The 20330-nt window shown below is 65.5% G+C and carries 22 protein-coding genes and 1 pseudogene; 12 read left to right on the top strand and 11 right to left on the bottom strand.

Annotated features, from left to right (window positions below; translation table 11 throughout):
- The first annotated feature begins 69 nt into the window (after positions 1-69).
- Entirely contained in the window at positions 70-363 is a 294-nt protein-coding gene (locus BW994_RS19710; RefSeq protein ID WP_029314682.1) for a putative periplasmic lipoprotein, read from the top strand.
- Positions 364-389: 26 nt separating this feature from the next.
- Here the strand turns inward: BW994_RS19710 and topA are convergent, their stop codons facing one another.
- The 6 genes from topA to BW994_RS13270 all read right to left on the bottom strand — a co-directional run bounded on the left by topA (position 390) and on the right by BW994_RS13270 (position 7716).
- On the bottom strand, positions 390-3059 hold the full coding sequence (topA, locus tag BW994_RS13245) for a type I DNA topoisomerase (protein ID WP_029314681.1): 2670 nt from the start codon (positions 3057-3059) through the stop codon (positions 390-392).
- Between the two features lie 39 nt (positions 3060-3098).
- A complete protein-coding gene (dprA, locus tag BW994_RS13250; RefSeq protein WP_029314680.1) occupies positions 3099-4220 on the bottom strand; it encodes a DNA-processing protein DprA in 1122 nt (373 codons plus the stop codon).
- Complete coding sequence (gene plsY / locus BW994_RS13255) at positions 4217-4795, bottom strand: glycerol-3-phosphate 1-O-acyltransferase PlsY (protein WP_029314678.1); 579 nt, start codon at positions 4793-4795, stop codon at positions 4217-4219. The genes dprA and plsY overlap by 4 nt, the downstream gene beginning before the upstream one ends.
- Positions 4792-6066 (bottom strand): dihydroorotase, encoded by a 1275-nt coding sequence (locus BW994_RS13260; protein ID WP_029314676.1) that lies wholly within the window; start codon positions 6064-6066, stop codon positions 4792-4794. Before BW994_RS13260 ends, plsY begins: the two co-directional genes overlap by 4 nt.
- Positions 6059-6994: an aspartate carbamoyltransferase catalytic subunit gene (locus BW994_RS13265; RefSeq protein ID WP_029314675.1), complete on the bottom strand. Its 936-nt coding sequence runs from the start codon at positions 6992-6994 to the stop codon at positions 6059-6061. Before BW994_RS13265 ends, BW994_RS13260 begins: the two co-directional genes overlap by 8 nt.
- A gap of 65 nt (positions 6995-7059) precedes the next feature.
- Positions 7060-7716 carry a S24 family peptidase gene (locus BW994_RS13270; protein WP_029314674.1) on the bottom strand — a complete coding sequence of 219 codons (657 nt, stop codon included), beginning with the start codon at positions 7714-7716 and terminating at the stop codon, positions 7060-7062.
- 125 nt (positions 7717-7841) lie between these two features.
- On the opposite strand from BW994_RS13270, the gene BW994_RS13275 reads away from it, so the two are divergent.
- From BW994_RS13275 to BW994_RS13315, 9 genes are all read left to right on the top strand, one after another.
- Positions 7842-8309, top strand: a complete 468-nt coding sequence (locus BW994_RS13275) for a hypothetical protein (protein WP_175612119.1) — start codon at positions 7842-7844, stop codon at positions 8307-8309.
- Positions 8310-8311: 2 nt separating this feature from the next.
- Complete coding sequence (locus tag BW994_RS13280; RefSeq protein ID WP_029314671.1) at positions 8312-8542, top strand: hypothetical protein; 231 nt, start codon at positions 8312-8314, stop codon at positions 8540-8542.
- A gap of 69 nt (positions 8543-8611) precedes the next feature.
- A complete protein-coding gene (locus BW994_RS13285; RefSeq protein ID WP_029314669.1) occupies positions 8612-9412 on the top strand; it encodes a carbon-nitrogen hydrolase family protein in 801 nt (266 codons plus the stop codon).
- The gene (locus BW994_RS13290; protein WP_029314667.1) at positions 9409-11061 is read left to right on the top strand and encodes a flavin monoamine oxidase family protein; all 1653 of its coding nucleotides are present in this window, start codon (positions 9409-9411) and stop codon (positions 11059-11061) included. The genes BW994_RS13285 and BW994_RS13290 overlap by 4 nt, the downstream gene beginning before the upstream one ends.
- A gap of 62 nt (positions 11062-11123) precedes the next feature.
- Positions 11124-11414, top strand: a complete 291-nt coding sequence (locus tag BW994_RS13295) for a BrnT family toxin (RefSeq protein ID WP_029314666.1) — start codon at positions 11124-11126, stop codon at positions 11412-11414.
- Positions 11395-11649: a CopG family antitoxin gene (locus BW994_RS13300; RefSeq protein WP_029314664.1), complete on the top strand. Its 255-nt coding sequence runs from the start codon at positions 11395-11397 to the stop codon at positions 11647-11649. The genes BW994_RS13295 and BW994_RS13300 overlap by 20 nt, the downstream gene beginning before the upstream one ends.
- 66 nt (positions 11650-11715) lie before the next feature.
- Positions 11716-12663: an aldo/keto reductase gene (locus tag BW994_RS13305; RefSeq protein WP_029314663.1), complete on the top strand. Its 948-nt coding sequence runs from the start codon at positions 11716-11718 to the stop codon at positions 12661-12663.
- A 13-nt stretch (positions 12664-12676) separates the two neighbouring features.
- Positions 12677-12982 carry a putative quinol monooxygenase gene (locus BW994_RS13310; protein ID WP_029314662.1) on the top strand — a complete coding sequence of 102 codons (306 nt, stop codon included), beginning with the start codon at positions 12677-12679 and terminating at the stop codon, positions 12980-12982.
- 57 nt (positions 12983-13039) lie between these two features.
- On the top strand, positions 13040-13852 hold the full coding sequence (locus BW994_RS13315; protein WP_029314660.1) for a TIGR00282 family metallophosphoesterase: 813 nt from the start codon (positions 13040-13042) through the stop codon (positions 13850-13852).
- On the opposite strand, the gene BW994_RS13320 is transcribed toward BW994_RS13315, so the two are convergent.
- Positions 13844-14380, bottom strand: coding sequence for a cytochrome b (locus BW994_RS13320; protein WP_029314658.1), 537 nt, complete (start codon positions 14378-14380; stop codon positions 13844-13846). The genes BW994_RS13315 and BW994_RS13320 overlap by 9 nt on opposite strands.
- Positions 14381-14436: 56 nt before the next feature.
- Between BW994_RS13320 and BW994_RS18905 the strand changes: the two genes are divergently transcribed.
- Positions 14437-15483, top strand: a complete 1047-nt coding sequence (locus tag BW994_RS18905; RefSeq protein ID WP_342667873.1) for a hypothetical protein — start codon at positions 14437-14439, stop codon at positions 15481-15483.
- Positions 15484-15514: 31 nt separating this feature from the next.
- On the opposite strand, the pseudogene BW994_RS13325 reads toward BW994_RS18905, so the two are convergent.
- Both BW994_RS13325 and aroB read right to left on the bottom strand, forming a co-directional pair.
- Positions 15515-16051: pseudogene (locus BW994_RS13325) on the bottom strand (FMN-binding negative transcriptional regulator); the annotation flags it as partial.
- A complete protein-coding gene (gene aroB / locus BW994_RS13330; RefSeq protein ID WP_076454633.1) occupies positions 16011-17681 on the bottom strand; it encodes a 3-dehydroquinate synthase in 1671 nt (556 codons plus the stop codon). The gene aroB and the pseudogene BW994_RS13325, both read right to left, overlap by 41 nt.
- A 28-nt stretch (positions 17682-17709) precedes the next feature.
- On the opposite strand from aroB, the gene BW994_RS13335 reads away from it, so the two are divergent.
- Positions 17710-18606, top strand: a complete 897-nt coding sequence (locus tag BW994_RS13335) for a tyrosine recombinase (RefSeq protein ID WP_029314653.1) — start codon at positions 17710-17712, stop codon at positions 18604-18606.
- Positions 18607-18628: 22 nt separating this feature from the next.
- Here BW994_RS13335 and BW994_RS13340 read toward each other — a convergent pair whose 3' ends face one another.
- Together BW994_RS13340 and BW994_RS13345 are read right to left on the bottom strand one after the other, a co-directional pair.
- Positions 18629-19471, bottom strand: coding sequence for a nucleotide-binding protein (locus BW994_RS13340; RefSeq protein ID WP_081849273.1), 843 nt, complete (start codon positions 19469-19471; stop codon positions 18629-18631).
- Positions 19461-20273, bottom strand: coding sequence for a P-loop NTPase family protein (locus tag BW994_RS13345; RefSeq protein ID WP_245801574.1), 813 nt, complete (start codon positions 20271-20273; stop codon positions 19461-19463). The genes BW994_RS13340 and BW994_RS13345 overlap by 11 nt, the downstream gene beginning before the upstream one ends.
- Between the last annotated feature and the right edge of the window lie 57 nt (positions 20274-20330).

Below are 20330 nucleotides of genomic sequence, written 5' to 3' on the forward strand. Positions count from 1 at the left end.
TGAATGACTATGTGACCGATCCGATGCGGATTGACCGTTGATCGGATAAAACTGAAAGAAATTTGCGCAATGAAGAAGGTTATTCTGCCCGTCATTCTGCTTCTGACTCTGGCTGCGTGCGGCAAACATCTGAACGGCACCTATGTTGCGCAGAGCTCGAGCCCGATCGTCGGTGCCACGCTTGACTTTATCTCAGCGACTGCGGTGCAGGTACAGGTCAGCGGCAACACGACCCAGGGTACCTACAAGCTCGAAAATCAACAGGTCGTCATCCTGAACAACAACCAGACGCAGGTGTTCTCGATCGACTCGAGCGGCTGCTTGAACGGAGGCCCGAATATCGGCACGTTCTGCAAGCGATGACGCCACGATAGAGCCCCCAGCGGGCTCTATTTCGCTTTCGGCTTCACCTTCGCTCGCGGCCTAGTGCCCGCTTGCTGCTTGGCGGCAGCCTTGGCTGGCAATTTCACTGCCGCTTTTGTAGGTGGCTTTTTGGCACCCGCCGGTCTGGGCTCTGCCGCGGGTTTTTTTGCGCTCGGTTTGCCGCCTTTTTTGCCTTTCGGCGCCAGCGTCTTGCCCTTTTCGGTCAGCAATGTCACCGCCTCATCGAGGGTGATGGTGTCGAGTTCGGTGCCGCGCGGCAGGTTGGCGACCGTCTTGCCGTGCTGCGCGTAGGGCCCGAATCGGCCCTTGCGGACCATGACCGGATCGCCGCCCTTCGGGTGCGGGCCGAGCTCGCGGATGCCCTCCTGCTTCTTCGCCAGCACCATCACGGCGCGATTCAGCCCGACCGCCAGAACATCGTCATCGCGGTCGAGCGAGGCGAAGATCGGGCCCATTTTCACATAGGGCCCGAACCGGCCGATGCCGGCCTGAATTTCCGCCTTGGTCTCGGGGTGCACGCCGACGATGCGCGGCAGCGACAGCAGCCCGAGCGCCTGCTCCAGCGTCAGATCATCGCCGGTCACACCTTTCGGCAGCGCGGCGCGGCGCGGCTTGGCCTTTTTGTCTTCCGGATCGGGTTCGCCCAGCTGAATATACAGGCCATAGGGTCCGCGCCGCAGCGTGACGGGAATCCCATCGGGGTTGGCACCCAGCACCTTCATGCCATCGCGCAGCGTATCGCCGCCATCTTCCGCGCCATCGATCGCGAGTTTGCGGGTGTACTGGCACTCGGGATAGTTGGAGCAGCCGATGAACGAACCGTAACGGCCGAGTTTCAGGCCGAGACGCCCGGTGCCGCAAGCCTGGCAGACGCGCGGATCGGAACCGTCCTCCCGCGCGGGGAAGAAATGCGGGCCGAGTTCCTCATCGAGCGCGTCGATCACGTCCGATATCTTGAGGTCCTTGGTCTGGTCGATCGCGTTGGAAAAATCGGTCCAGAAATCGCGCATCACCTTGCGCCAGTCGAGCTTGCCGTCTGACACTTCGTCGAGTTTTTCCTCGAGTGCGGCGGTAAACCCGGTCTCGACGTAGCGGGCGAAAAAACTGACCAGAAACGCGGTCACCAACCGGCCGCGATCCTCGGGAATGAACCGCCGCGCGTCCATCCGCACATAATTGCGCTCGCGCAGCACGGTCAGGATCGAGGCATAGGTGGACGGCCGGCCGATGCCGAGCTCCTCCATTTTCTTGACCAGCGTCGCTTCGGAAAAGCGCGGCGGCGGCTGGGTGAAATGCTGATCGGCGGTGACCTTGCCGCGATTGAGCGGGTCGGCCTTGGCCATGGGCGGCAGCAGGCGGGAGTCTTCGTCCTCGGCGTGGTCGTCGAGTTCTTCGCGATACAGTTTCAAAAACCCGTCGAACGCCAGGATCGAGCCGGTCGCGCGCAGCGTGGTGCCGGCCTTGTCCGCGATGTCGACGCTGGTCTGATCAAGCTCGGCCGATTGCATCTGCGAGGCGAGGGCGCGCTTGTAGATCAGCTCATAAAGCCGTGCCTGCTCCTGGCTCAGGTGGCGGGACGCGCGCTCAGGCGTGAGCGTGAAATCGGTCGGCCGGATCGCCTCATGCGCTTCCTGGGCGTTCTTGGCCTTGGTCTGATATTCGCGCGGCGCTGCGGGCAGGTAGTCGGGGCCGAAGGCCGAGCCGATCTGGCTGCGCACGGCGCCGATCGCCTCGCGCGCCATCTGCACGCCATCGGTTCGCATATAGGTGATCAGCCCGACGGTTTCGCCGCCGATTTCGACACCTTCATACAGTTGCTGGGCGGTGCGCATGATCTGCTGCGCCGTCATGCTCAGCTTGCGCGAGGCGTCCTGTTGCAGGGTCGATGTCGTGAACGGTGGCGGCGGGTTGCGCCGCGTGCGCTTTTTCTCGACCGAGACGACCGAAAATTCGCCGCGCTCGACCGCGGCTTTCGCGCGCTCGGCGGCTTCGGCGTTGGGGAGGTCGAACTGGTCGAGTTTCTTGCCGTCCAGATGGGTCAACCTGGCATGGAACGGCGCGCCCGCCGGCGTCGTGAAGATCGCCTCGATCGTCCAGTATTCCCGGTTGCGGAAGACTTCGATCTCGGCTTCGCGTTCGCAGATCAGCCGCAGCGCGACCGATTGCACGCGCCCGGCCGATTTGCTGCCCGGCAGTTTGCGCCAGAGCACCGGCGAGAGCGTGAAGCCGACCAGGTAATCGAGCGCGCGGCGCGCCAGATACGCCTCGATCAACGGCGTATCGAGCTCGCGGGGCGCGCGCATTGCCGCCTGGACGGCGGATTTGGTGATTTCGTTGAAGGTGATGCGCCGGACGATCTTGCCCTTCAGCATGTTGCGGGATTCGAGCATCGCGCGGACGTGCCAGGAAATCGCCTCGCCCTCGCGATCCGGATCGGTCGCCAGGTATAAGGTGTCGGCTCCTTTGAGCGCCTTGGCGATGGCCGCCACCTGCTTGTCGCCCCGCGCGTCCTCTTCCCAGGACATCGCGAAATCCTCGTCGGGGCGCACGCTGCCGTCACGTGCCGGCAGATCGCGCACATGGCCGAACGACGCCAGCACGGTGAACCCGTCACCGAGGTATTTGTTGATCGTCTTGGCTTTGGCCGGTGATTCGACGACGACGATAGCGTTCATCTGGGCGATTTTTCCAGTTCGGGGCGCATTCAGAGCAAGTCACGGGTCCAGCAGCAACCCGATTCTGTTGCCAGGCAAAGTCTCGATCCGCCCGGCTAATTCCAGTTCCATGAGCACGGCAATTATGACGGAGGCGGAGAACTGGCAGTGCAGCGCCAGTTCGTCAACCGCAATCGGGCTGGCGGACAGCAACCTGGGGATGTCGCGCCGCGCCATATCGATGTCCGAACCGCCCGAGTCAAGGGCTGCGACCGGTTCGGCCAAGCCGGGCTGAACCGGGGTGATCCGCGCATCGGCGAACAAGGCGCCCGGCTGATCGGGCAGGTTCATCAACACATCGCCGGCCGATTCAGTCAGATGCGCGCCCTGGCGGATCAGGTCGTTGGTGCCGCGCGCCCGTGCATCGAGCGGCGAACCGGGCACCGCGAACACCTCCCGCCCGTAGTCGAGCGCGTAGCGCGCGGTGATCAGGCTACCCGAGCGCAAGGCCGCCTCGATGACGACGACGCCGAGCGACAGGCCGGCGATGATGCGATTGCGCTTGGGAAAATGCCGCGCGAGCGGCGCGGTGCCGGGCGGTGCTTCGGCGATCAGGACGCCGCGCGCGGCAATCTCGGCCTGGAGCGCCTTGTGTTCAGGCGGATAGACCACATCGAGCCCGCCGGGGATCGCGGCAATCGTGGTGCCGGTGCGCAAGGCGGCGGTATGCGCCGCGGCATCGATGCCGCGCGCCAACCCCGAGGCGATCGGCCGGCCGGATGCCGCGAGTTCGGCCGCGATATCCGCGGCGATCCGCGCCCCGTTGACCGAGGCGTTGCGCGCGCCGACCACCGCCACGATCGGCCGGTGCAGGATCGAGACATCGCCCAGCACCGCGATCACCGGCGGCGCATCCGGCAGCAAGGCGAGCAATTTGGGATAGTCGGGTTCACCCATGAACAGCAGCGTCGCGCCGAGTTTATCGTGCCGGTCAAGCTCACGCCGCACATCGCCCGGGCTGGGTACGAAGGGCGGCTTGGCGCGGCCGCCGGCGCGGGCGAGGGCGGGGATCGCGGCCAGGGCTTCTTCCGGCGTGTCGAACCGGGCGCGCAGCCGCCGATAGGTCTGCGGCCCGACACCTTCGGTGCGGATCAACCGCAGCAGGGCCACCCGGTCGATCACGCGCCGAGCTTGATCCGCGGTTCGGTGCCGGCGCGCAGCCGCTCGATGTTGGCGCGATGCTTGTGAAACACCAGGGCCGCGATCACCACGGCCCCGATCGCGACCCGCCAGTCCCCCAGCAGCAGCGCAACCAGCGGGGCGGTCGCAAACGCCGTCAGCGCGGCGAGCGAGGAATATTTCCGCCAGAACGCCATCCCCAGCCACACCAGGCACGCGATCAGCCCGACCGGGAACGCCTGCGCCAGCAAAACGCCCAGACCGACCGCGACACCCTTGCCACCCTTGAAGCGCAGCCACACCGGATAGAGATGCCCGATGACGGCGAACAAACCGGCGATGACGACGATCCAGCGCCCTTCATTGTGCATCAGCAGCACCGCAATCACGCCCTTCACCGCGTCGAGCAGCAGAGTGAGCGCGGCCAGCCCCTTGCGCCCGGTGCGCAACACATTGGTGGCACCGATGTTGCCAGAGCCGATCTTGCGCACATCGCCCAGCCCGGCCGCGCGCGTCAGGATCAGACCGAACGGCACCGAGCCGAGCAGATAGCCGATCAATGCCGCGAGACCGATCATCCGAATACCCTCACGCCGGCCTTCCAGGTGCCGATCACCACGCCTTCAACCGCGCGGCCGTCGAACGGCGTGTTCTGCGCCTTGCCGGGCAGCTTGCCGGCCTCGATCCGCCAGGATCGTTCGGGCGCGAACAGGCATAGATCGGCGGTCCCGCCCTTGACGATCCGCCCGGCATCGAGCCCGAACCGGCGCGCCGGCCGATCGGTCAGCAGCGAGAGTGCGGTGTGCAGGGTCAGCGTGCCGGATTGCACCTGCGCGAGCGTGATGGCCAGCAATGTCGCCAACCCGGCGCCGCCGGGGGCGGCCTCGGCGAAGGGGAGGCGCTTGTCATCGGCATCGCGCGGCTGATGGTCCGATACGATCGCATCGATCGTACCGTCCGCCAGGGCTGCGACCACCGCGAGGCGATCATTCTCGCTGCGCAGCGGCGGCGAGAGTTTGGCATAGGTGCGGAAATCGCCGATCGCGGTCTCGTTCAGGTCGAAATAGGGCGGCGCGGTGTCGCAACTCACGGCCAGGCCGCGCGCCTTGGCCGCCCGGATCAGGTCGAGCGCCGCACCGGTCGAGACATGCGCGAAATGCACAGCACCACCGGTCAGTTCGACCAAAGTGATATCACGCGCCACCATCATCGCCTCCGCGCAAACCGGAATGCCGGGCAGGCCCATCAGAGTGGCCCGCGCACCCGAGGTCGCAGCGCCGCCCGCCGCGAGGCTCGGTTCCTCGGGATGCTGCACGATCATCGCACCGAACCCGCGCGCATAGGATAGCGCGCGGCGCATCAGCCCCGCCGGGCCGATCGCGCGCGCGCCATCCGAAAACGCGATCGCGCCCGCCGCACGCAGCAACCCGTATTCCGCGATGCTCTCGCCCCTGCAACCGCGCGTCGCGGCACCGTAGGGCGCGATGGTGATGCGCCCGCTCGCCTCGCCGGCGCTCGCCAGGGCGCGCACCAGGGCGGGGTCATCGGTCGGGGGCGCATTGTCGGGCAGCACCGCGATCGTCGTGATACCGCCCGCGCTCGCGGCCAGCGCGGCCGAGGCGATGGTTTCACGATATTCGAAACCGGGCTCCCCGAGCGATGCCCGGCCATCGACCAGGCCGGGGCAGAGGATGCACTCGGTGCCATCAACCACCATTGCATCTGCCGGTCGGCCCAGTGCGCCGGCGAAATCGGCGATCATGCCGCCCCGGATCAGGCAATCGCCGATCGCGTCATGCCCCGAGGCAGGGTCGATGATCCGGGCGCCGGTGATCAGCGTGTCACGCATTGCGCAGCGCCGTCCGGGCCAGCACGTCCAGCACCGCCATACGCACCGCAACGCCCATCTCGACCTGTTCGCGGATGACCGAGCGTGTCATGTCATCGGCCACCTGGCTATCGATTTCGACGCCGCGGTTCATCGGGCCGGGGTGCATCACCAGCGCATCCGGCTTGGCGACGGCCAGTTTCGCCGCGTCCAGCCCGTAAAAGGTGAAGAACTCGCGCGCGCTCGGGATCATGCCGCCGCTCATCCGTTCGGTCTGCAGGCGCAGGGCCATCACGATGTCCGCATCGCGCAAACCCTCCCGCATGTCGTGGAACACGCTCACCCCGAATTGTTCGATGCCGGAGGGGATCAGTGTCGGCGGTCCGACCACGCGCACCTGGCTGCCCATGGCGATCAGCAGCAAAATATTCGACCGGGCGACCCTGGAATGCGCGATATCGCCGCAGATCGCGATGGTCAGCCCTTCGAGCGTGCCCTTGTGCCGGCGGATCGTCAGCGCATCGAGCAGCGCCTGGGTCGGATGTTCGTGCATGCCATCGCCGGCATTGATCACCGCGGCATCGACCTTCTGCGCCAGCAGGGCCGGCGCGCCGGATGCCTTATGGCGCACCACCAGCAGATCGCAGTTCATCGCGTTCAGCGTGGCGGCGGTATCCAGCAGCGTCTCGCCCTTCGAGACCGAGGAGGTCGAGACCGACATGTTGATGACATCCGCCCCAAGACGCTTGCCGGCCAGTTCGAAGCTGGTGCGGGTGCGGGTGCTGTCCTCGAAAAACAGGTTGATCAGCGTCCGCCCGCGCAGCACGTCGCGCCGGGTCTTGCCGGAGCGGTTGAGCAGCGCGTAGCTCTCCGCGAGGTCCAACAGCGCCGAAATATCGCGGGGATGGAGGTTTTCGATTCCCAGAAGGTGGCGTGTCGGCAATCGCATGGGTGACTGCATACAGAAACGCGGTGCCAGCGCAAAGTGCCGGCTTGCCGGGTCGTGACGTCGCGCTACTGGGTGGCCCAGACGATGCGGTGGATCGCCGCGATCTGGTCGGCCGGAAAAACCAGCAATTTGTGATCGGGGTTGAAACTCGCCAGTTCCACCCGCTGCGCGTTGCGCCGCTGCAGCAGTTTTGCCATGACCTCGCCCGCGCCGGTGCGCACCACCACCCGGTCGCCGGCCCGGACCGGTGCGGCGGGCGACACCACAATGATGTCACCCTCGCGGTAGACCGGTTCCATCGAATTCCCGTGAATCGTCAGGCCGAACGCGTGCGGATCATCGGCAAGCGCCGCCTCCGTGCGCGGCAGCGCCACATGATCCCAACCGCCGCCGGCCGGGTAGCCGGCATCGTCGAAAAAACCGTCCTGGCCGGCTTGCGCCAGGCCGATCACCGGTACGCGGCGCGCGGCGGCACGCGCCGGCGGCAAGGTGCGCGCGCCCAGCACCAGACCGGCAAAGGCATCGAGTCCCGAGCCGGTCGCCATCAGGATTTTGGCGATGCTTTCGGTGGATGGCCAGCGCAGTTTGCCATCGGAACCGCGCCGTTTCGAGGGGTTGAAGCTGGTCGGGTCGAGCCCTGCGCTGCGCGCCAGACCCGAGGTCGACAGTCCGCGCTCGGCTGCCAGCGTATCGATCGCGCGCCAGATATCTTCGTGTCGCATCATCTTGTTCTTAACGGATTTTAGCGGGTTGGAAAGAGATAAATAGGAAAAAACTCCGTTTTTCTCTTGCGGGCAATACAACCTCCGGTTAGTATGTTCTTGTTATGTTCACACCGGAGGCCACGATGACGACCACAGAAGCAGACCCAGGCCTTGCCAGACCGATCCACCAGATCAAGCCCTTCGCCTCCGCCGAGCGCGCCTGGCTCTGGACCGCCGGATGTCTCGCGGCACGTCGCGCCGGCACGCCGCTGCCGCATGACCGCTCGCGGCCCTGCACGCCGGAGACGATCCTGACCTGTCTCGATCGTCTGTATCGCGCCCGCCGGATCGACCTGGTGCACGCCCGTGTGCTGCGCGTGTGGGGCGACCGTGGCCGCGCGCCGGACCGGCGCAGCGGGTCGGATCGCAGCGACTGGCGACAATGGCGCTACGCCCTCGCCGAACTGGAACAGGCGCTGCGCGCGCGCGGCATCGTTGCCGGGTTCGATCTTGGTATGCCGATCGTTCCCGAAAAAAATTTTCCGAACGATAGGATTACTTTCTTATTTTCGACCCAACCATCATCAATCGTCGACCCAAAGGAGATCTGACCATGGCCTTCACCCTGCGCAACCTGTCCGTCCTCGCTTATGCAAATGGCTTCACCCTGTGGCACTATCGCACCGGCGACGATGCGCTGTCCGCGCTCGATCGCGATGATTTCTTTCATGAAGCCGGCGACCTGATTGCGCCGGGCGACATCGTCATGGCCTCCGGCAGCCAGGGTGCCCGGATGGGTGCGATCGCCCAGAAAGGCGCGCATCTGGTGCTCAACGCGTTGTAACGGCCGCGATCCGATCACGTCTCCGGCGTGGGCGTTGCCTCCGCCGGAGACGCCGCCTATTCCCAAGCCATGACCCTGACCATCGCGATCTGCCAGACCGAGGGATGTTTCGCCGACCCGGATGCGGCGATTGCCCTGCTCGATGCCACCGCGCGCGCGGCCCGCCAACGCCACGCGGACCTTCTGGTGCTGCCGGAATTATTCTGCACCGGCTATAATCTCGGCCCGGATCGGGCGCGCACCCTCGCCATGAGCCTCAAGGACCCACGCTTGGCCAAAATCCGTGCGATCGCCCGCGCGCACGGCATCGCGCTCTGCCTCGGTTTTCCGGAGATCGTCGATAGTGGCGTGGCCAACAGCGCCGCGCTGATCGATGCGGCGGGTGAAATCCTGCTGACCTATCGGAAAATCCATCTGTTCGGCGAGCTCGACCGGGCGATGTTCGCGGTTCGGGGTGCCGGGTTTCCCGTGGTCGCCTGGCGCGGCCTCACGCTGGGGCTCGCCATTTGCTACGACATCGAATTCCCCGAAACCGCCCGTGCCCTCGCGCTCGCTGGGGCCGATCTGATCCTGGTGCCAACCGCGCTGATGCCGCCCTACGACGTCGTGGCGGATCATGTCATCCCGACCCGCGCCTATGAAAATCAGGTCTTCATCGCCTACGCCAATCATTGCGGCAGCGAGGACGGCCTCGCCTATCTCGGTAAATCCTCGATCTGCGGGCCGGATGGCCGGGTCCTCGCCAAAGCGGCGGCCGGGCCGGCATTGATCATGGCGACGCTCGATCCCGCGCATCAGGCGCTGGTCCGTGCCCGCGACCCGCTGCTGGCCGACCGCCGCCCCCAGCTTTATCGGAGCCTGACCGCATGACCGCCCCGATTACTATGTTCGGCCCTGATTTCCCGTTCGCCTATGATGATTTCCTTTCCCATCGGGCGGGGCTTGGCGCGGTGCCTGCCGCCGCGCATGGCACTGAAATCGCGATCATCGGTGCTGGTATCGCCGGCATCGTCGCCGGCCATGAACTCATGAAACTCGGGCTCAAACCGGTCCTGTTCGAAAGCGACCGGATCGGCGGGCGGCTGCGCTCCGAGCCGTTCAAGGACGGGGCAGGGGCCTATGCCGAACTCGGCGCGATGCGGTTTCCGCCCTCCTCGCGCGCGCTGTTTCATTATTTCGACAAGGTCGGCATCGAGACGATCGGTTTCCCAAATCCGCTGGCGCCTGATACGCCCTCCACGGTGATCGAACTGGGCGGCGTGAAACATTATGCCCGCACCAAGGATGATCTGCCGAAACGGTTTGCCGAGGTCGAACGCGCCTGGGCCGAGGCGCTGGAAGAAGGCGCGCATTACGGCGAGCTCACCGCTGCGATCCGGGCGCGCGATGTGGCGACCATCAAACGGCTCTGGCATCATCTGGTCGAAAGCCTCGATGAGGAGAGTTTTTCAGGCTTCATCGCGAATTCCAAGGCGTTCCGCGAACTCGGCTTTCGGGCACGCGAGATGTTCGGCCAGGTCGGCTTCGGCACCGGCGGCTGGGATACCGATTTTCCGAATTCGATCCTCGAAATTCTCCGCGTCGTCGCGACCGGCGCGGATGACGAGCATCGCCTCGTGGTCGGCGGGGTCGAACAATTGCCGCGCCGCCTCTGGGCGCTGGTGCCGGAGGTGATGGCGCATTGGCCTTCCGGCACGTCGCTGGCGTCGCTGCACAATCATGTGCCGAAACCCGGTGTCGCGAAAATCGCGCCCGGCACCACGAAAAAATTCGCGATCACCGATCGCTACGGCACCACCACCGAATACGATGCCGTCATCGTCACCTGCCAGGTCTGGCTGCTCTCGGCGCGGATCGATTGCAGCGAATCCCTGTTCCATCACGATCTCTGGATGGCGATGGAACGCACCCATTACATGCAATCCTCCAAAACCTTCGTGATGGTCGACCGCCCGTTCTGGCGCGATGTCGATCCCGCCACTGGCGAACACGCGCTGAGCATGACCTTGTCCGACCGGCTGACCCGCGGCACCTACCTGCTCGACAATGGCGAGGACAAGCCCGGTGTGATCTGCCTGTCCTACACCTGGAGCGACGATGCGCTGAAATGGCTCGCCCTGCCGCTCGACGACCGGGTCCGCCTGATGCTGCACAGCCTGCGCCAGATCTATCCCACGCTCGATATCGCGCAACACATCATCGGCGCGCCGATCACGGTGTCCTGGGAGTCCGACCCCAATTTCATGGGCGCGTTCAAGGCCAATCTGCCCGGGCATTACCGCTACCAGCGCCGTCTGTTCAGCCATTTCGTCCAGGACGACCTGCCCGAACCCCATCGCGGCATCTTCCTCGCCGGTGATGATATTTCCTGGACCGCCGGGTGGGCCGAAGGTGCCGTCACCACCGCGCTCAATGCCGTGGCCGGCATCATCCGCCATCTCGGCGGCACCGCCCATCCCGAAAACCCCGACCCGATCGATCGCTGGTCCGACCTCGCGCCGGTCAGGCTGGTGGAATAGACTTTGCATTTGGTCTTGCGTTTGTATATACAAACCTCTATACTTTGTAGCGTCAACAATCGATGATAACGCGGTTCGACTGGGACGCAGGCAACCACGAAAAATGTCAGAAACACGGTGTATCGATCGCCGAAATCGAAGCCGCTTTCGCCGCAACGCCTCGGATCGCGCCCGCGATCGATCCTGCCGCCGCCGAACAGCGCTTCATCGCCATCGGGTATGGTGCCGACAACCGGCCCTTGTTCATCGTCTTCACACTGCGCCGGTCGGGCGATCATCAAACGATCCGCCCGATCAGCGCCCGATACATGCACGCCAAGGAAATTGCCCGCTATGAGCAGACCAATCCCTGACCTCCGTACCGATCAGGCGGCCGAAACATTCCTCGACCAGGATTTGTCGGACCTCGATTTCAGCCAGTTCAAACCGGCCCATTTCGAATTCGAGCCCAAAGCCGCGCAGATCAACATGCGCCTGCCGCAAGCCCTGCTTGACGCGGTCAAGGCGCGCTCCTCGGCGCGCGGCATCCCCTACACGCGGTTCATCCGCGAGGTGCTGGAACGGGCGGTTGCGGAGACCCCCCGCTGAGCGGCGGCTTGCCCTCCGCCGCCGGTCTGACCATGTTGCGTGCAACCACAACCATGGAATCGCAGCATGAACCACAAACAACTCGGCCGTTCCGGCCTCTCCCTGCCGCCCATCATGTTCGGCGGCAACGTGTTCGGCTGGACCGCCGATGAAGCCACCTCGTTCGCCCTGCTCGACCGGTTGCGTGACGCCGGCCTGACCGCGATCGACACGGCCGATATGTATTCGGTTTGGGCACCGGGCCATAAAGGTGGTGAGTCTGAAACCGTGATCGGCAACTGGCTGGCCCGGACCGGTGCCCGCAGCGAGATGCTGATCGCCACCAAGGTCGGCATGATGACCGGCGCGGATGGCAGGAAACTCTCCAAACCCACCATTCTCGCCGCCGCCGATGCCTCGTTGCAACGCCTGAAGACCGATGTGATCGATCTCTATCAGGCGCACGCCGACGAGACCGATACCCCCCTGCAGGAGACGCTGGAGGCCTTCGCCATGTTGATCGAGCAAGGCAAGGTGCGCGCGATCGGCGCTTCGAATTATACCGCGCCGCGTCTGAAGGAGGCTTTGGAGACGAGCGAGCGCCTCGGGCTGCCGCGCTACCAATCGCTCCAGCCGCATTACAATCTGGTCGAGCGCCCGGGCTACGAGGCCGAGCTCGAACCGCTGTGCGTCGCCGAGCACCTCGGCGTGATCAATTACTTCGCGCTCGCGGCCGGCTTCCTCACCGGCAAATATCGCAACGAGGGCGATTTTGCCACGAGCCCGCGCGGCGCGGGCGTCAAGAAATATCTCAACCCGCAGGGCAAGCAGATTCTCGCAGCCCTCGATGATATCGCGGCGCGCCATCACGCCACCCCGGGTCAGGTCGCGATCGCCTGGTTGATCGCTCGCCCCAGCATCACCGCGCCGATCGCGAGTGCGACCAGCACGGCGCAGCTTGACGATCTGATCAAGGCCGCGTCACTGACCCTGTCGCCAGCCGATATCGACTCCCTCAACCACGCCAGCGCCTAAACCGGAGAGTTTCATGATCCATGTCCTTGCCATTCTCACCGCCAAGCCCGGCAAGCGCGCCGAACTGCTCGAAGCGTTCCACGCGGTGATGCCAATGGTCCATGCCGAAGACGGCTGCATCGAATACGCGCCGGCGATCGATACCGATCACGCCATCGCCTCGGCCGATTTCGGGCCGGACAGCTATGTCGTGATCGAAAAATGGGCCACCAAGGAGGCGCTGTCCGCCCATGTCAAAACGCCGCACATGGCGGCGTATGCCGCCAAATCGAAGGATCTGATCGCCAACCGCATCCTGCACGTGCTCGAATCCGCCTGATCCGCGCTTGCCCAAACCGGTCGCACGCCTTACCGCCATTGCGGATAAGGAGTGACGATGAGAATTCTGTTTCTGGGCGATGTGATGGGCCGCACCGGCCGCGATGCGGTGGTTGCGGCCCTGCCGGGGCTGCGGCGCGATTTGAAAATCGACGTCGCGGTGGTCAATGCCGAAAACGCCTCGCACGGGTTCGGCCTGGCACCCGATATGGCGGAGGCGATTTTCGCCGCAGGCGCCGATGCCATCACCCTCGGCAACCATTCGTGGGACCGCAAGGAAATCATTCCCTACATCGCCCAGCAGAAACGCCTGATCCGCCCGATGAACTACCCGCCCGGCACGCCCGGTGAGGGTGCGGTCGATATCACGCTGGCGGATGGCCGGCGCGTGCTGATCCTGCAGGCGATGGGCCGATTGTTCATGGACGCGATGGATTGCCCGTTTCGCGCGACCGAAACGATCCTCGCGCGCGCCCGCCTCGGCGTGACCCATGCCGCCATACTGGTCGATTTCCACGGCGAGGCGACCAGCGAAAAAATGGCCTTCGCCCATGCGTTCGATGGTGCGGTCAGTGCCGTGCTCGGCACCCATACCCATTGCCCGACCGCCGACCACCAGGTGCTGCCCGGCGGCACCGCGTTTATGGCGGACGTCGGCATGTGCGGCGATTACGACAGCGTGATCGGCATGGGCAAAGCCCCGGCGATCGCCCGCTTCACCCGCAAAATGCCGGGCGAACGCCTGCACCCGGCAGATGGCGAGGCGACCATCTGCGGTGCGGTGATCGAAACCGGCGCCGATGGCAAGGCGCTGCGGATCGATCCGTTGCGCCTCGGCGGCCGGCTATCACCGATGATGCCGTCAGTGTGACCGGCGCGGCATCATCCGGATCAAAATCCGCTGGCCGCGCCGTTCATGCGCGATCACCGCGCCAACATGCACGACCAGCAGCACGATCAGCGCGATGCCGCCCCAGAAGTGCAGAAACGCGAAATCATGGTGGATCGCGCGGCTTTTGCCGACGAATTGCGGCAGGCTGAACAGACCGAACCATTTGACCGGCCGGCCCGCGCCCTCGACGAACAGCACCCCGAAAATCGGCATGGCCACGATGAGCGCGTAGAAACTCCAATGTCCGGCGGCGGCCAGCGCCCGCTCATGCGGCGCAATGGTTTCCGGCAACTGCGGCGGCGTCCGACCCAACCGATAGGCGAGGCGTACGAGCATCAGCACCAGGATCGTGAGCCCGACGCTGATGTGCAGCAGCGCCAGCGTGAGCCGCCCCGGTTTTGGAATCCAGTTATAATGCACGATCAATCCGGCAATGATCAGCCCGATCACTGAAATCGCGATCAGCCAGTGCAACGCCTGGGCGATCGGTCGGTAGCGTGGTTCCATTCTGCAATCCTATCCTTATGTCCGCCGCGACATAACAACCGATAAATGGCAGGTCGATGGCAGCTTTGTTACAATTTCCGGTCATGCTGGCCGCCCACGCCGATTGGAGTGTCGATCCCCGTAAGCGCTGGATCTGCAAGGCGCGCTACGACGGTGACTGGCGTATCGCCGCGCCGGAACCGGTTGCGGACTCCGCAACCCTGCTCGCGCGACTGGCGGGCGAAGCGAAACACGCGCCGATCGCTCTGGGGGTGGATTTTCCGCTGGGGCTGCCGCGGGCCTATGCCGCACGCGCGGGTATCCCGAACTTCGCTGCCTGGCTGCGTCGGCTCAGCCCGGATGCGGCGCTGTTCCAACCCTGCGCCTCACTCGATGAGGTCAGCCTTGCGCGGCCGTTCTATCCCAAATCGAGCGTTGCCGGTGCCGGGCAGATGGCGCGGCTCGCGGCCGCGCTCGGGCTGAGCGATGCCAGCGCGTTGCGCCGCGCGGCGGACCGCCAGACCCGACACCGTCCGGCGGGTGCCGCGATGTTCTGGACCATGGGTGCCAATCAATGCGGCAAGGCGGCCCTGGCGGCTTGGCGGGATTGCCTGATCCCGGGCTTCGCACAGGCGGTCCCGATCGCCATCTGGCCCTATGAGGGCAGGTTCACCGATCTGCTCCGCCCCGGCGGCATCGCGCTGGCCGAAACCTACCCGGCGGAGGCCTTGGTCCAACTCGGTTTGAAACTGCCCGGCAGCAAGCGCCGCCAGTCCGACCGCGCCGCGCTCGCCGCGCCGATCGGCGCCGTGATGACCCGGCTGGGTGCGACCCCGACCGGTGAACTGGCCGCCATGATGGACGATGGGTTCGGTGCCAAGCCCGACGGCGAAGATCGGTTCGATTGCCTGCTCGGCGTGCTCGCGATCATCCGCGTGATCGGCGGTGCATCGGATGGTATTCCGGACGATCCGGTTATCCGCGCGGTGGAGGGTTGGGTCCTGGGCCAGGTCGATCCGCCGCTGGTTCCACCGAACGCAGCAACGCCGCCGAGGGCGCATCGCCCGCCGCGTCGAGCCCGGCGATCACGCCCAACCGATCCGCCACCGGGCGATTCTGGCTGAGCTTGCGCTTGCCGATCAGCCGGTCGATCACCATCACGATCCCGACGATGCCCTTGAGTTGCGATGCCACGTAATCATCCGGCGCATCATCCACCCGCCATGGTTTCGGCTGACGCGCCTCATGCAGATCGGTCAGGGCCGTGACGATGTCGTGCAGACCCTGCGCATTCTCGATGATCTCGACCGCGCCATAGGCGTGCACCGCCTCGTAATTCCAGGTCGGCACCACCTTGCCGGTCTCGCGCTTGGTTTCGTACCAATTGGGCGAGACATAGAAATCATGCGCCTGAAACAGCGCCATCGCCTGGGCACCCTGGCGGAGGGATTTCCATTGCGGATTGCCCCGGGCCAGATGGCCGATCAGCCGGCCGTGCGGCGCCGGTAACTCCTGCCAGGTCAGCGGCAGATGCGTCGCCTCGATCCCGTCAGCCCCGGCCGAGACCAGAATTGGCAGGCGCGCCGCCCGCATGATGCCGGCGATGATCGCGGGATCGTCTTCGCGAAACGCCGGCGGGGTGTACATGTTTCTACACCGCCCCGCAGGCCAGCAGGGTTTCGCGCACCGCATCCGCCGGCACCGCGCGGCTGGTGAACGCCGCCCCGATGCCGCGCGCCAGCACGAACGAGAGCCGGCCGTCCCGCATTTTCTTGTCGCGCTGCATGTGCTCGATCAGCGCGGCGGCGGCCCAGCCATCGATCCGGTGCGGCAAGCCGACCCTTGCGAGATGCGCGGATACCCGCCGCGCAATTTCCGGATGGCAATGCCCCAGCCGTGCCGACAGATCGAACGCGCAGACCAGCCCGATCGCCACCGCCTCGCCATGCAGCAGGGCAGAGCCGTAGCCGGTTTCCGCCTCGAACGTGTGAGCGAAACTATGCCCCAGGTTCAGCAGCGCGCGGCCATCGTTCGGCGCCGTCTCATGCGGGTCGGCAACCACGACCGCCGCCTTGAAGGCGACGGCGCGGCCGATCGCCTGTTCCTGCAAGGCCTGATCGCCATCGAGCAGCGCCGCACCGTTCGCCTCGCACCATTCGTAAAGATCGGCATCCGCGATCAGCCCGGCCTTGACGATCTCGGCATAGCCCGCCGCGGCCTCGCGGCGCGGCAGTGTCGCCAGCGTATCGCTGTCGATAATCACCAGCCGCGGCTGATGGAACGCGCCAATCAGGTTCTTGCCATGGCGCGAATTCACCCCGGTCTTGCCGCCCACGCTGGAATCCACCTGCGCCAGCAGCGAGGTCGGGATCTGCGCGAACGGCAGGCCGCGCAGCGTCGCCGCGGCGGCAAACCCCGCCAGATCCCCGATGACGCCACCGCCGAGGGCAACGATCGCGGTCTGCCGCTCGGGTTTCAACGCCAGAATATCCTCGATCAGTGCGGCAAATCGCGCGAGGCTCTTGGAGCTTTCGCCGGGCGGCACCACCAGCGTGTCATGCGTGAACCCGGCATCATCGAGCGATGCCGCGAGTATGGGCAGATGTGCGGCCGCGACATGCTCATCGGTCACCACGATCACCCGAAGCTGCGGCAGGGCGGACGCCAGCCGCGCGCCGGCGCCTTTGAGAAGCCCGCGCCCGATCACCACCTCATACGGCGCATCCGGCAACGCGACCGGAATCGATCGGGGGGGCGCGAAACGATCAAGCGCGGCCAGGACGGTATCGGTGGTCATATCGGGCGGGTCCTCGGAACTGTCGATGATGATGTGGGCTTGGGCATAAACCGGGGCGCGGAGCCCGGAAAGCCGGGTGAGGATCTCGGCCGGATCGCCGGCGTTCAACAGCGGCCGATGCGTGCGGCCCGCCACGCGGCGCAGCAGCACCGGCACCGGTGCCCGCAACCACACTGAAATGCCGCAGGATGCGATCAAGGCGCGGGTCGCCTCATCCATGAAGGCGCCGCCGCCGGTCGCCAGCACGATCGGGCCATCGGCCAGCAGCCGCGCAATCACGCGCCGTTCACCGGTCCGGAAATGCGCCTCGCCATGCTGGGCGAAAATATCGGCAATGCTGAGGCCCGCAGCTGCCTCGATTTCGATGTCGGAATCGTGGAATGTCAGGCCAAGTCGCGCCGCCAGCCGCCGGCCGATCGCCGATTTGCCCGCCCCCATGAGCCCGACCAGCACGATACTGCGCGGCTCCCGCGCAATCGGGCCGGATTGATTGTCGGATGTCTGGGTATTGGACTTGTCGAGCATGGTCCGCGCGGCTTACCACACTCGGCGTATGACGGTAGAGCGACATATCGAGGCGTTTCTGGAATCGATGGCGGCCGAGCGTGGCGCCGCAAGCAACACCATCATGGCCTATCAGGCCGATCTGGCTGGCTTCGCCGCATTCTGTGCCGCACGCGGCATTGGTCCGGCGGCGGCCGATACGGCAATCGTCACCGCCTACCTCGCCGAACTCGCAGGGCTTGGCCTGTCCGCCCGGACGCAGGCGCGGCGCCTGTCGTCGCTGCGGCAATTCCAGCGCTTTCTGCTGCGCGATGGTCAACGCGCCGATGACCCGACCGCCCTGTCACCCGCACCACGGCTGCCCGCAACCATCCCCCGCTTTTTGAGCGAGGCGGAGGTCGATGCGCTGCTGGCCGCTGCCGCCAGCCTGCCGGCAGCCCAGGCCCGCGTCGCACGGGCCGGTCTTGAAATGCTCTACGCGTCGGGCATGCGCATCTCCGAATTATTGGCCCTGCCGGCGACCGCCCTGTCGACCGATGCGGTGTTGCTGCTGATCAAGGGCAAAGGCGGCCGCGAGCGGATCGTGCCGCTCTCAGCCGCCGCGCGCACCGCCGCCGCCGAGCTGCGCGCCGCCCATCCGAAAGGCGCGCGTTTCCTGTTTCCGGGTCGCACCGCCGGCACCGCGATGACCCGCCAGGGCTTCGCCCTGCTGCTCAAACGCATCGCCCTGCAGGCGCGTATCGACCCTGCGCGCCTCTCACCGCATGTGCTACGCCATTCCTTCGCCTCGCATTTGTTGGCGCGCGGGGCGGATTTGCGCAGTCTGCAAACCCTGCTGGGCCATGCCGATATCTCGACCACGCAAATCTACACCCATGTTCTTGCCGAACGCCTGCAACGGCTGATCGATGCGCACCACCCGCTGGCCCGCCACCCCGACGACTGACTCGGTTCAGCCGACACACCCCTCATCGTGCCAGCAACCGCCGGGCAATCGCCATCACGCTGCCCGCCGCGGCGGATTGGGGAAATTGCGACAACAGCAGGCGCTGCGAGCGGATCGCTTCGGCCACCCGCTCATCACGCCCGATCGTGCCCAACAAGGGCGGATCGAGCCGCAGAAACCCACGTGCGGCGCGCGCCAGGGCGGCATGCGCCCGCTTGCCCGCCGGTTCTGATTGGGTCTGATTGACCACGATCCGCGCATCGACAGGCCGTCCCATCGCCAGACGATCGCGCTTGAGCAGTTTCAGCACGGCATAGGCATCCGTGAGGCTGGAAGGGTCTTCGGTCGTGACAAGGATCACCGTATCGGCATAAGCCGCGACGTGCCGGGTCACCGGCTCGACGCCGGTGCCAAGGTCGAACAGGATCACATCGTAGTCGCTCGCCAGTGCCGTAAGCCTATCGAGCAGTGCCGCGATCTGCTCGATCGAAACCCCAGCCAGCGCGCCCGACCCCGCTTGCCCGGCAATCAGATCGAAGCCGCCCTGTGCGACCTTGGTGATACCTTCGCGTAAATCGGTGCCGTCGCGCATGATGGCTGCCAGATCGAGCCCCGCCAGATGCCCGAGTTGAATGTCGGCATTGGCCAGCCCGAAATCGGCATCGAACACCAACACCCGCCGACGCCGCCCGCTGAGCGCTTGAGCGAGGGTCAGGCTCAACCAGGTCTTGCCAACGCCCCCCTTGCCGGACGCCAGCGCGATCAGCCGAGGCGTTGTGCCACGCACAGGGGACGGGCCGAACAGTGCCGCAGCGCTCGGCATTACCATGCAATCGCCGATCGCATCGTCCAGTTCATGCGGCATGCGCGATCGCTTCCTTACTGTTCTGGTTGAGCAATCGCCGGGTCAGGAATGCCGGTGTCATCGGCTCCAGTCCGTCCGTAACCGAGCCGGACGTACCGGCGTGGCTGAGGATCAACGGTGCCGCCTCGGCGGCGGCAAGGACGCCGCCAAGCCGGCGCGTCAGATCAAGCCGGGTGGGAATCAGCATGGTCGCGCCGGCGGCATGGAAACGCGCTGCCATATCCGCGCTGTCCTGCACATCGAGCCCTGCCGGCAGCACGAGCGCTGCGACGCCAGATACCTGCTCGATCATTTGTGACAACGTTGCCATATCGGTATCGTTGAACGGGTCCATCCCTGGCAGATCGATCAGGGTCGGGCCGGATTTGCTGCGTCGTCGGCGCGCTTGGTCGGACGCCTCCGTATCGATGAACTCCGCCTTCAGAATTCGACACAAGGCGGCCAATTGTGCTGCCGCGCCGGCCCGGTTCTGATCGGCGTTGATCACGGTCGGACGGATGCCGTCGAGTACGAGGCGCGTTGCCAGTTTCACCGTCGTCATCGTCTTGCCGGCACCGGGCGGTCCGACCAGCAACAAGGGCCGTTCGTAGCCGACCCCGCCAAACCGGAACGTGCTGGCCACCGCGGTATCCGGCGCTTGGTTGCGCCACCGTTCGGCCAGCTGAGTTGGAACCTGATGGAACGCCAGCGCATCGCCCCACTGTTCGCGGTGATCGAGCGTTTCCTCAGAATCGGTCGCGACCGAAATCTCAACATCGTTGTCTACACTGCGGCTTTGCAGAATCAATGCTTCAGGTCCCATCAATCGATGGGCTTCCGCCAATGCCAGCCGCATTGAACCGGCTCTGATCAGTTTTAC

The organism is Acidiphilium rubrum (genome assembly GCF_900156265.1).
Taxonomy (GTDB): Bacteria; Pseudomonadota; Alphaproteobacteria; order Acetobacterales; family Acetobacteraceae; genus Acidiphilium; species Acidiphilium rubrum.

What these genes read in the sequence shown, in the direction of transcription:
- BW994_RS19710 (WP_029314682.1), top strand. Translation starts at nt 70, where the DNA reads ATGAAGAAGGTTATTCTGCCCGTCATTCTGCTTCTGACTCTGGCTGCG.
- topA (WP_029314681.1), bottom strand. Translation starts at nt 3,059, where the DNA reads ATGAACGCTATCGTCGTCGTCGAATCACCGGCCAAAGCCAAGACGATC.
- plsY (WP_029314678.1), bottom strand. Translation starts at nt 4,795, where the DNA reads ATGATCGGTCTCGCGGCATTGATCGGCTATCTGCTCGGCTCGGTGCCG.
- BW994_RS13260 (WP_029314676.1), bottom strand. Translation starts at nt 6,066, where the DNA reads ATGCGTGACACGCTGATCACCGGCGCCCGGATCATCGACCCTGCCTCG.
- BW994_RS13265 (WP_029314675.1), bottom strand. Translation starts at nt 6,994, where the DNA reads ATGCGATTGCCGACACGCCACCTTCTGGGAATCGAAAACCTCCATCCC.
- BW994_RS13270 (WP_029314674.1), bottom strand. Translation starts at nt 7,716, where the DNA reads ATGCGACACGAAGATATCTGGCGCGCGATCGATACGCTGGCAGCCGAG.
- BW994_RS13275 (WP_175612119.1), top strand. Translation starts at nt 7,842, where the DNA reads ATGACGACCACAGAAGCAGACCCAGGCCTTGCCAGACCGATCCACCAG.
- BW994_RS13280 (WP_029314671.1), top strand. Translation starts at nt 8,312, where the DNA reads ATGGCCTTCACCCTGCGCAACCTGTCCGTCCTCGCTTATGCAAATGGC.
- BW994_RS13285 (WP_029314669.1), top strand. Translation starts at nt 8,612, where the DNA reads ATGACCCTGACCATCGCGATCTGCCAGACCGAGGGATGTTTCGCCGAC.
- BW994_RS13290 (WP_029314667.1), top strand. Translation starts at nt 9,409, where the DNA reads ATGACCGCCCCGATTACTATGTTCGGCCCTGATTTCCCGTTCGCCTAT.
- BW994_RS13295 (WP_029314666.1), top strand. Translation starts at nt 11,124, where the DNA reads ATGATAACGCGGTTCGACTGGGACGCAGGCAACCACGAAAAATGTCAG.
- BW994_RS13300 (WP_029314664.1), top strand. Translation starts at nt 11,395, where the DNA reads ATGAGCAGACCAATCCCTGACCTCCGTACCGATCAGGCGGCCGAAACA.
- BW994_RS13305 (WP_029314663.1), top strand. Translation starts at nt 11,716, where the DNA reads ATGAACCACAAACAACTCGGCCGTTCCGGCCTCTCCCTGCCGCCCATC.
- BW994_RS13310 (WP_029314662.1), top strand. Translation starts at nt 12,677, where the DNA reads ATGATCCATGTCCTTGCCATTCTCACCGCCAAGCCCGGCAAGCGCGCC.
- BW994_RS13315 (WP_029314660.1), top strand. Translation starts at nt 13,040, where the DNA reads ATGAGAATTCTGTTTCTGGGCGATGTGATGGGCCGCACCGGCCGCGAT.
- BW994_RS13320 (WP_029314658.1), bottom strand. Translation starts at nt 14,380, where the DNA reads ATGGAACCACGCTACCGACCGATCGCCCAGGCGTTGCACTGGCTGATC.
- BW994_RS18905 (WP_342667873.1), top strand. Translation starts at nt 14,437, where the DNA reads ATGGCAGCTTTGTTACAATTTCCGGTCATGCTGGCCGCCCACGCCGAT.
- aroB (WP_076454633.1), bottom strand. Translation starts at nt 17,681, where the DNA reads ATGCTCGACAAGTCCAATACCCAGACATCCGACAATCAATCCGGCCCG.
- BW994_RS13335 (WP_029314653.1), top strand. Translation starts at nt 17,710, where the DNA reads ATGACGGTAGAGCGACATATCGAGGCGTTTCTGGAATCGATGGCGGCC.
- BW994_RS13340 (WP_081849273.1), bottom strand. Translation starts at nt 19,471, where the DNA reads ATGCCGCATGAACTGGACGATGCGATCGGCGATTGCATGGTAATGCCG.
- BW994_RS13345 (WP_245801574.1), bottom strand. Translation starts at nt 20,273, where the DNA reads ATGGGACCTGAAGCATTGATTCTGCAAAGCCGCAGTGTAGACAACGAT.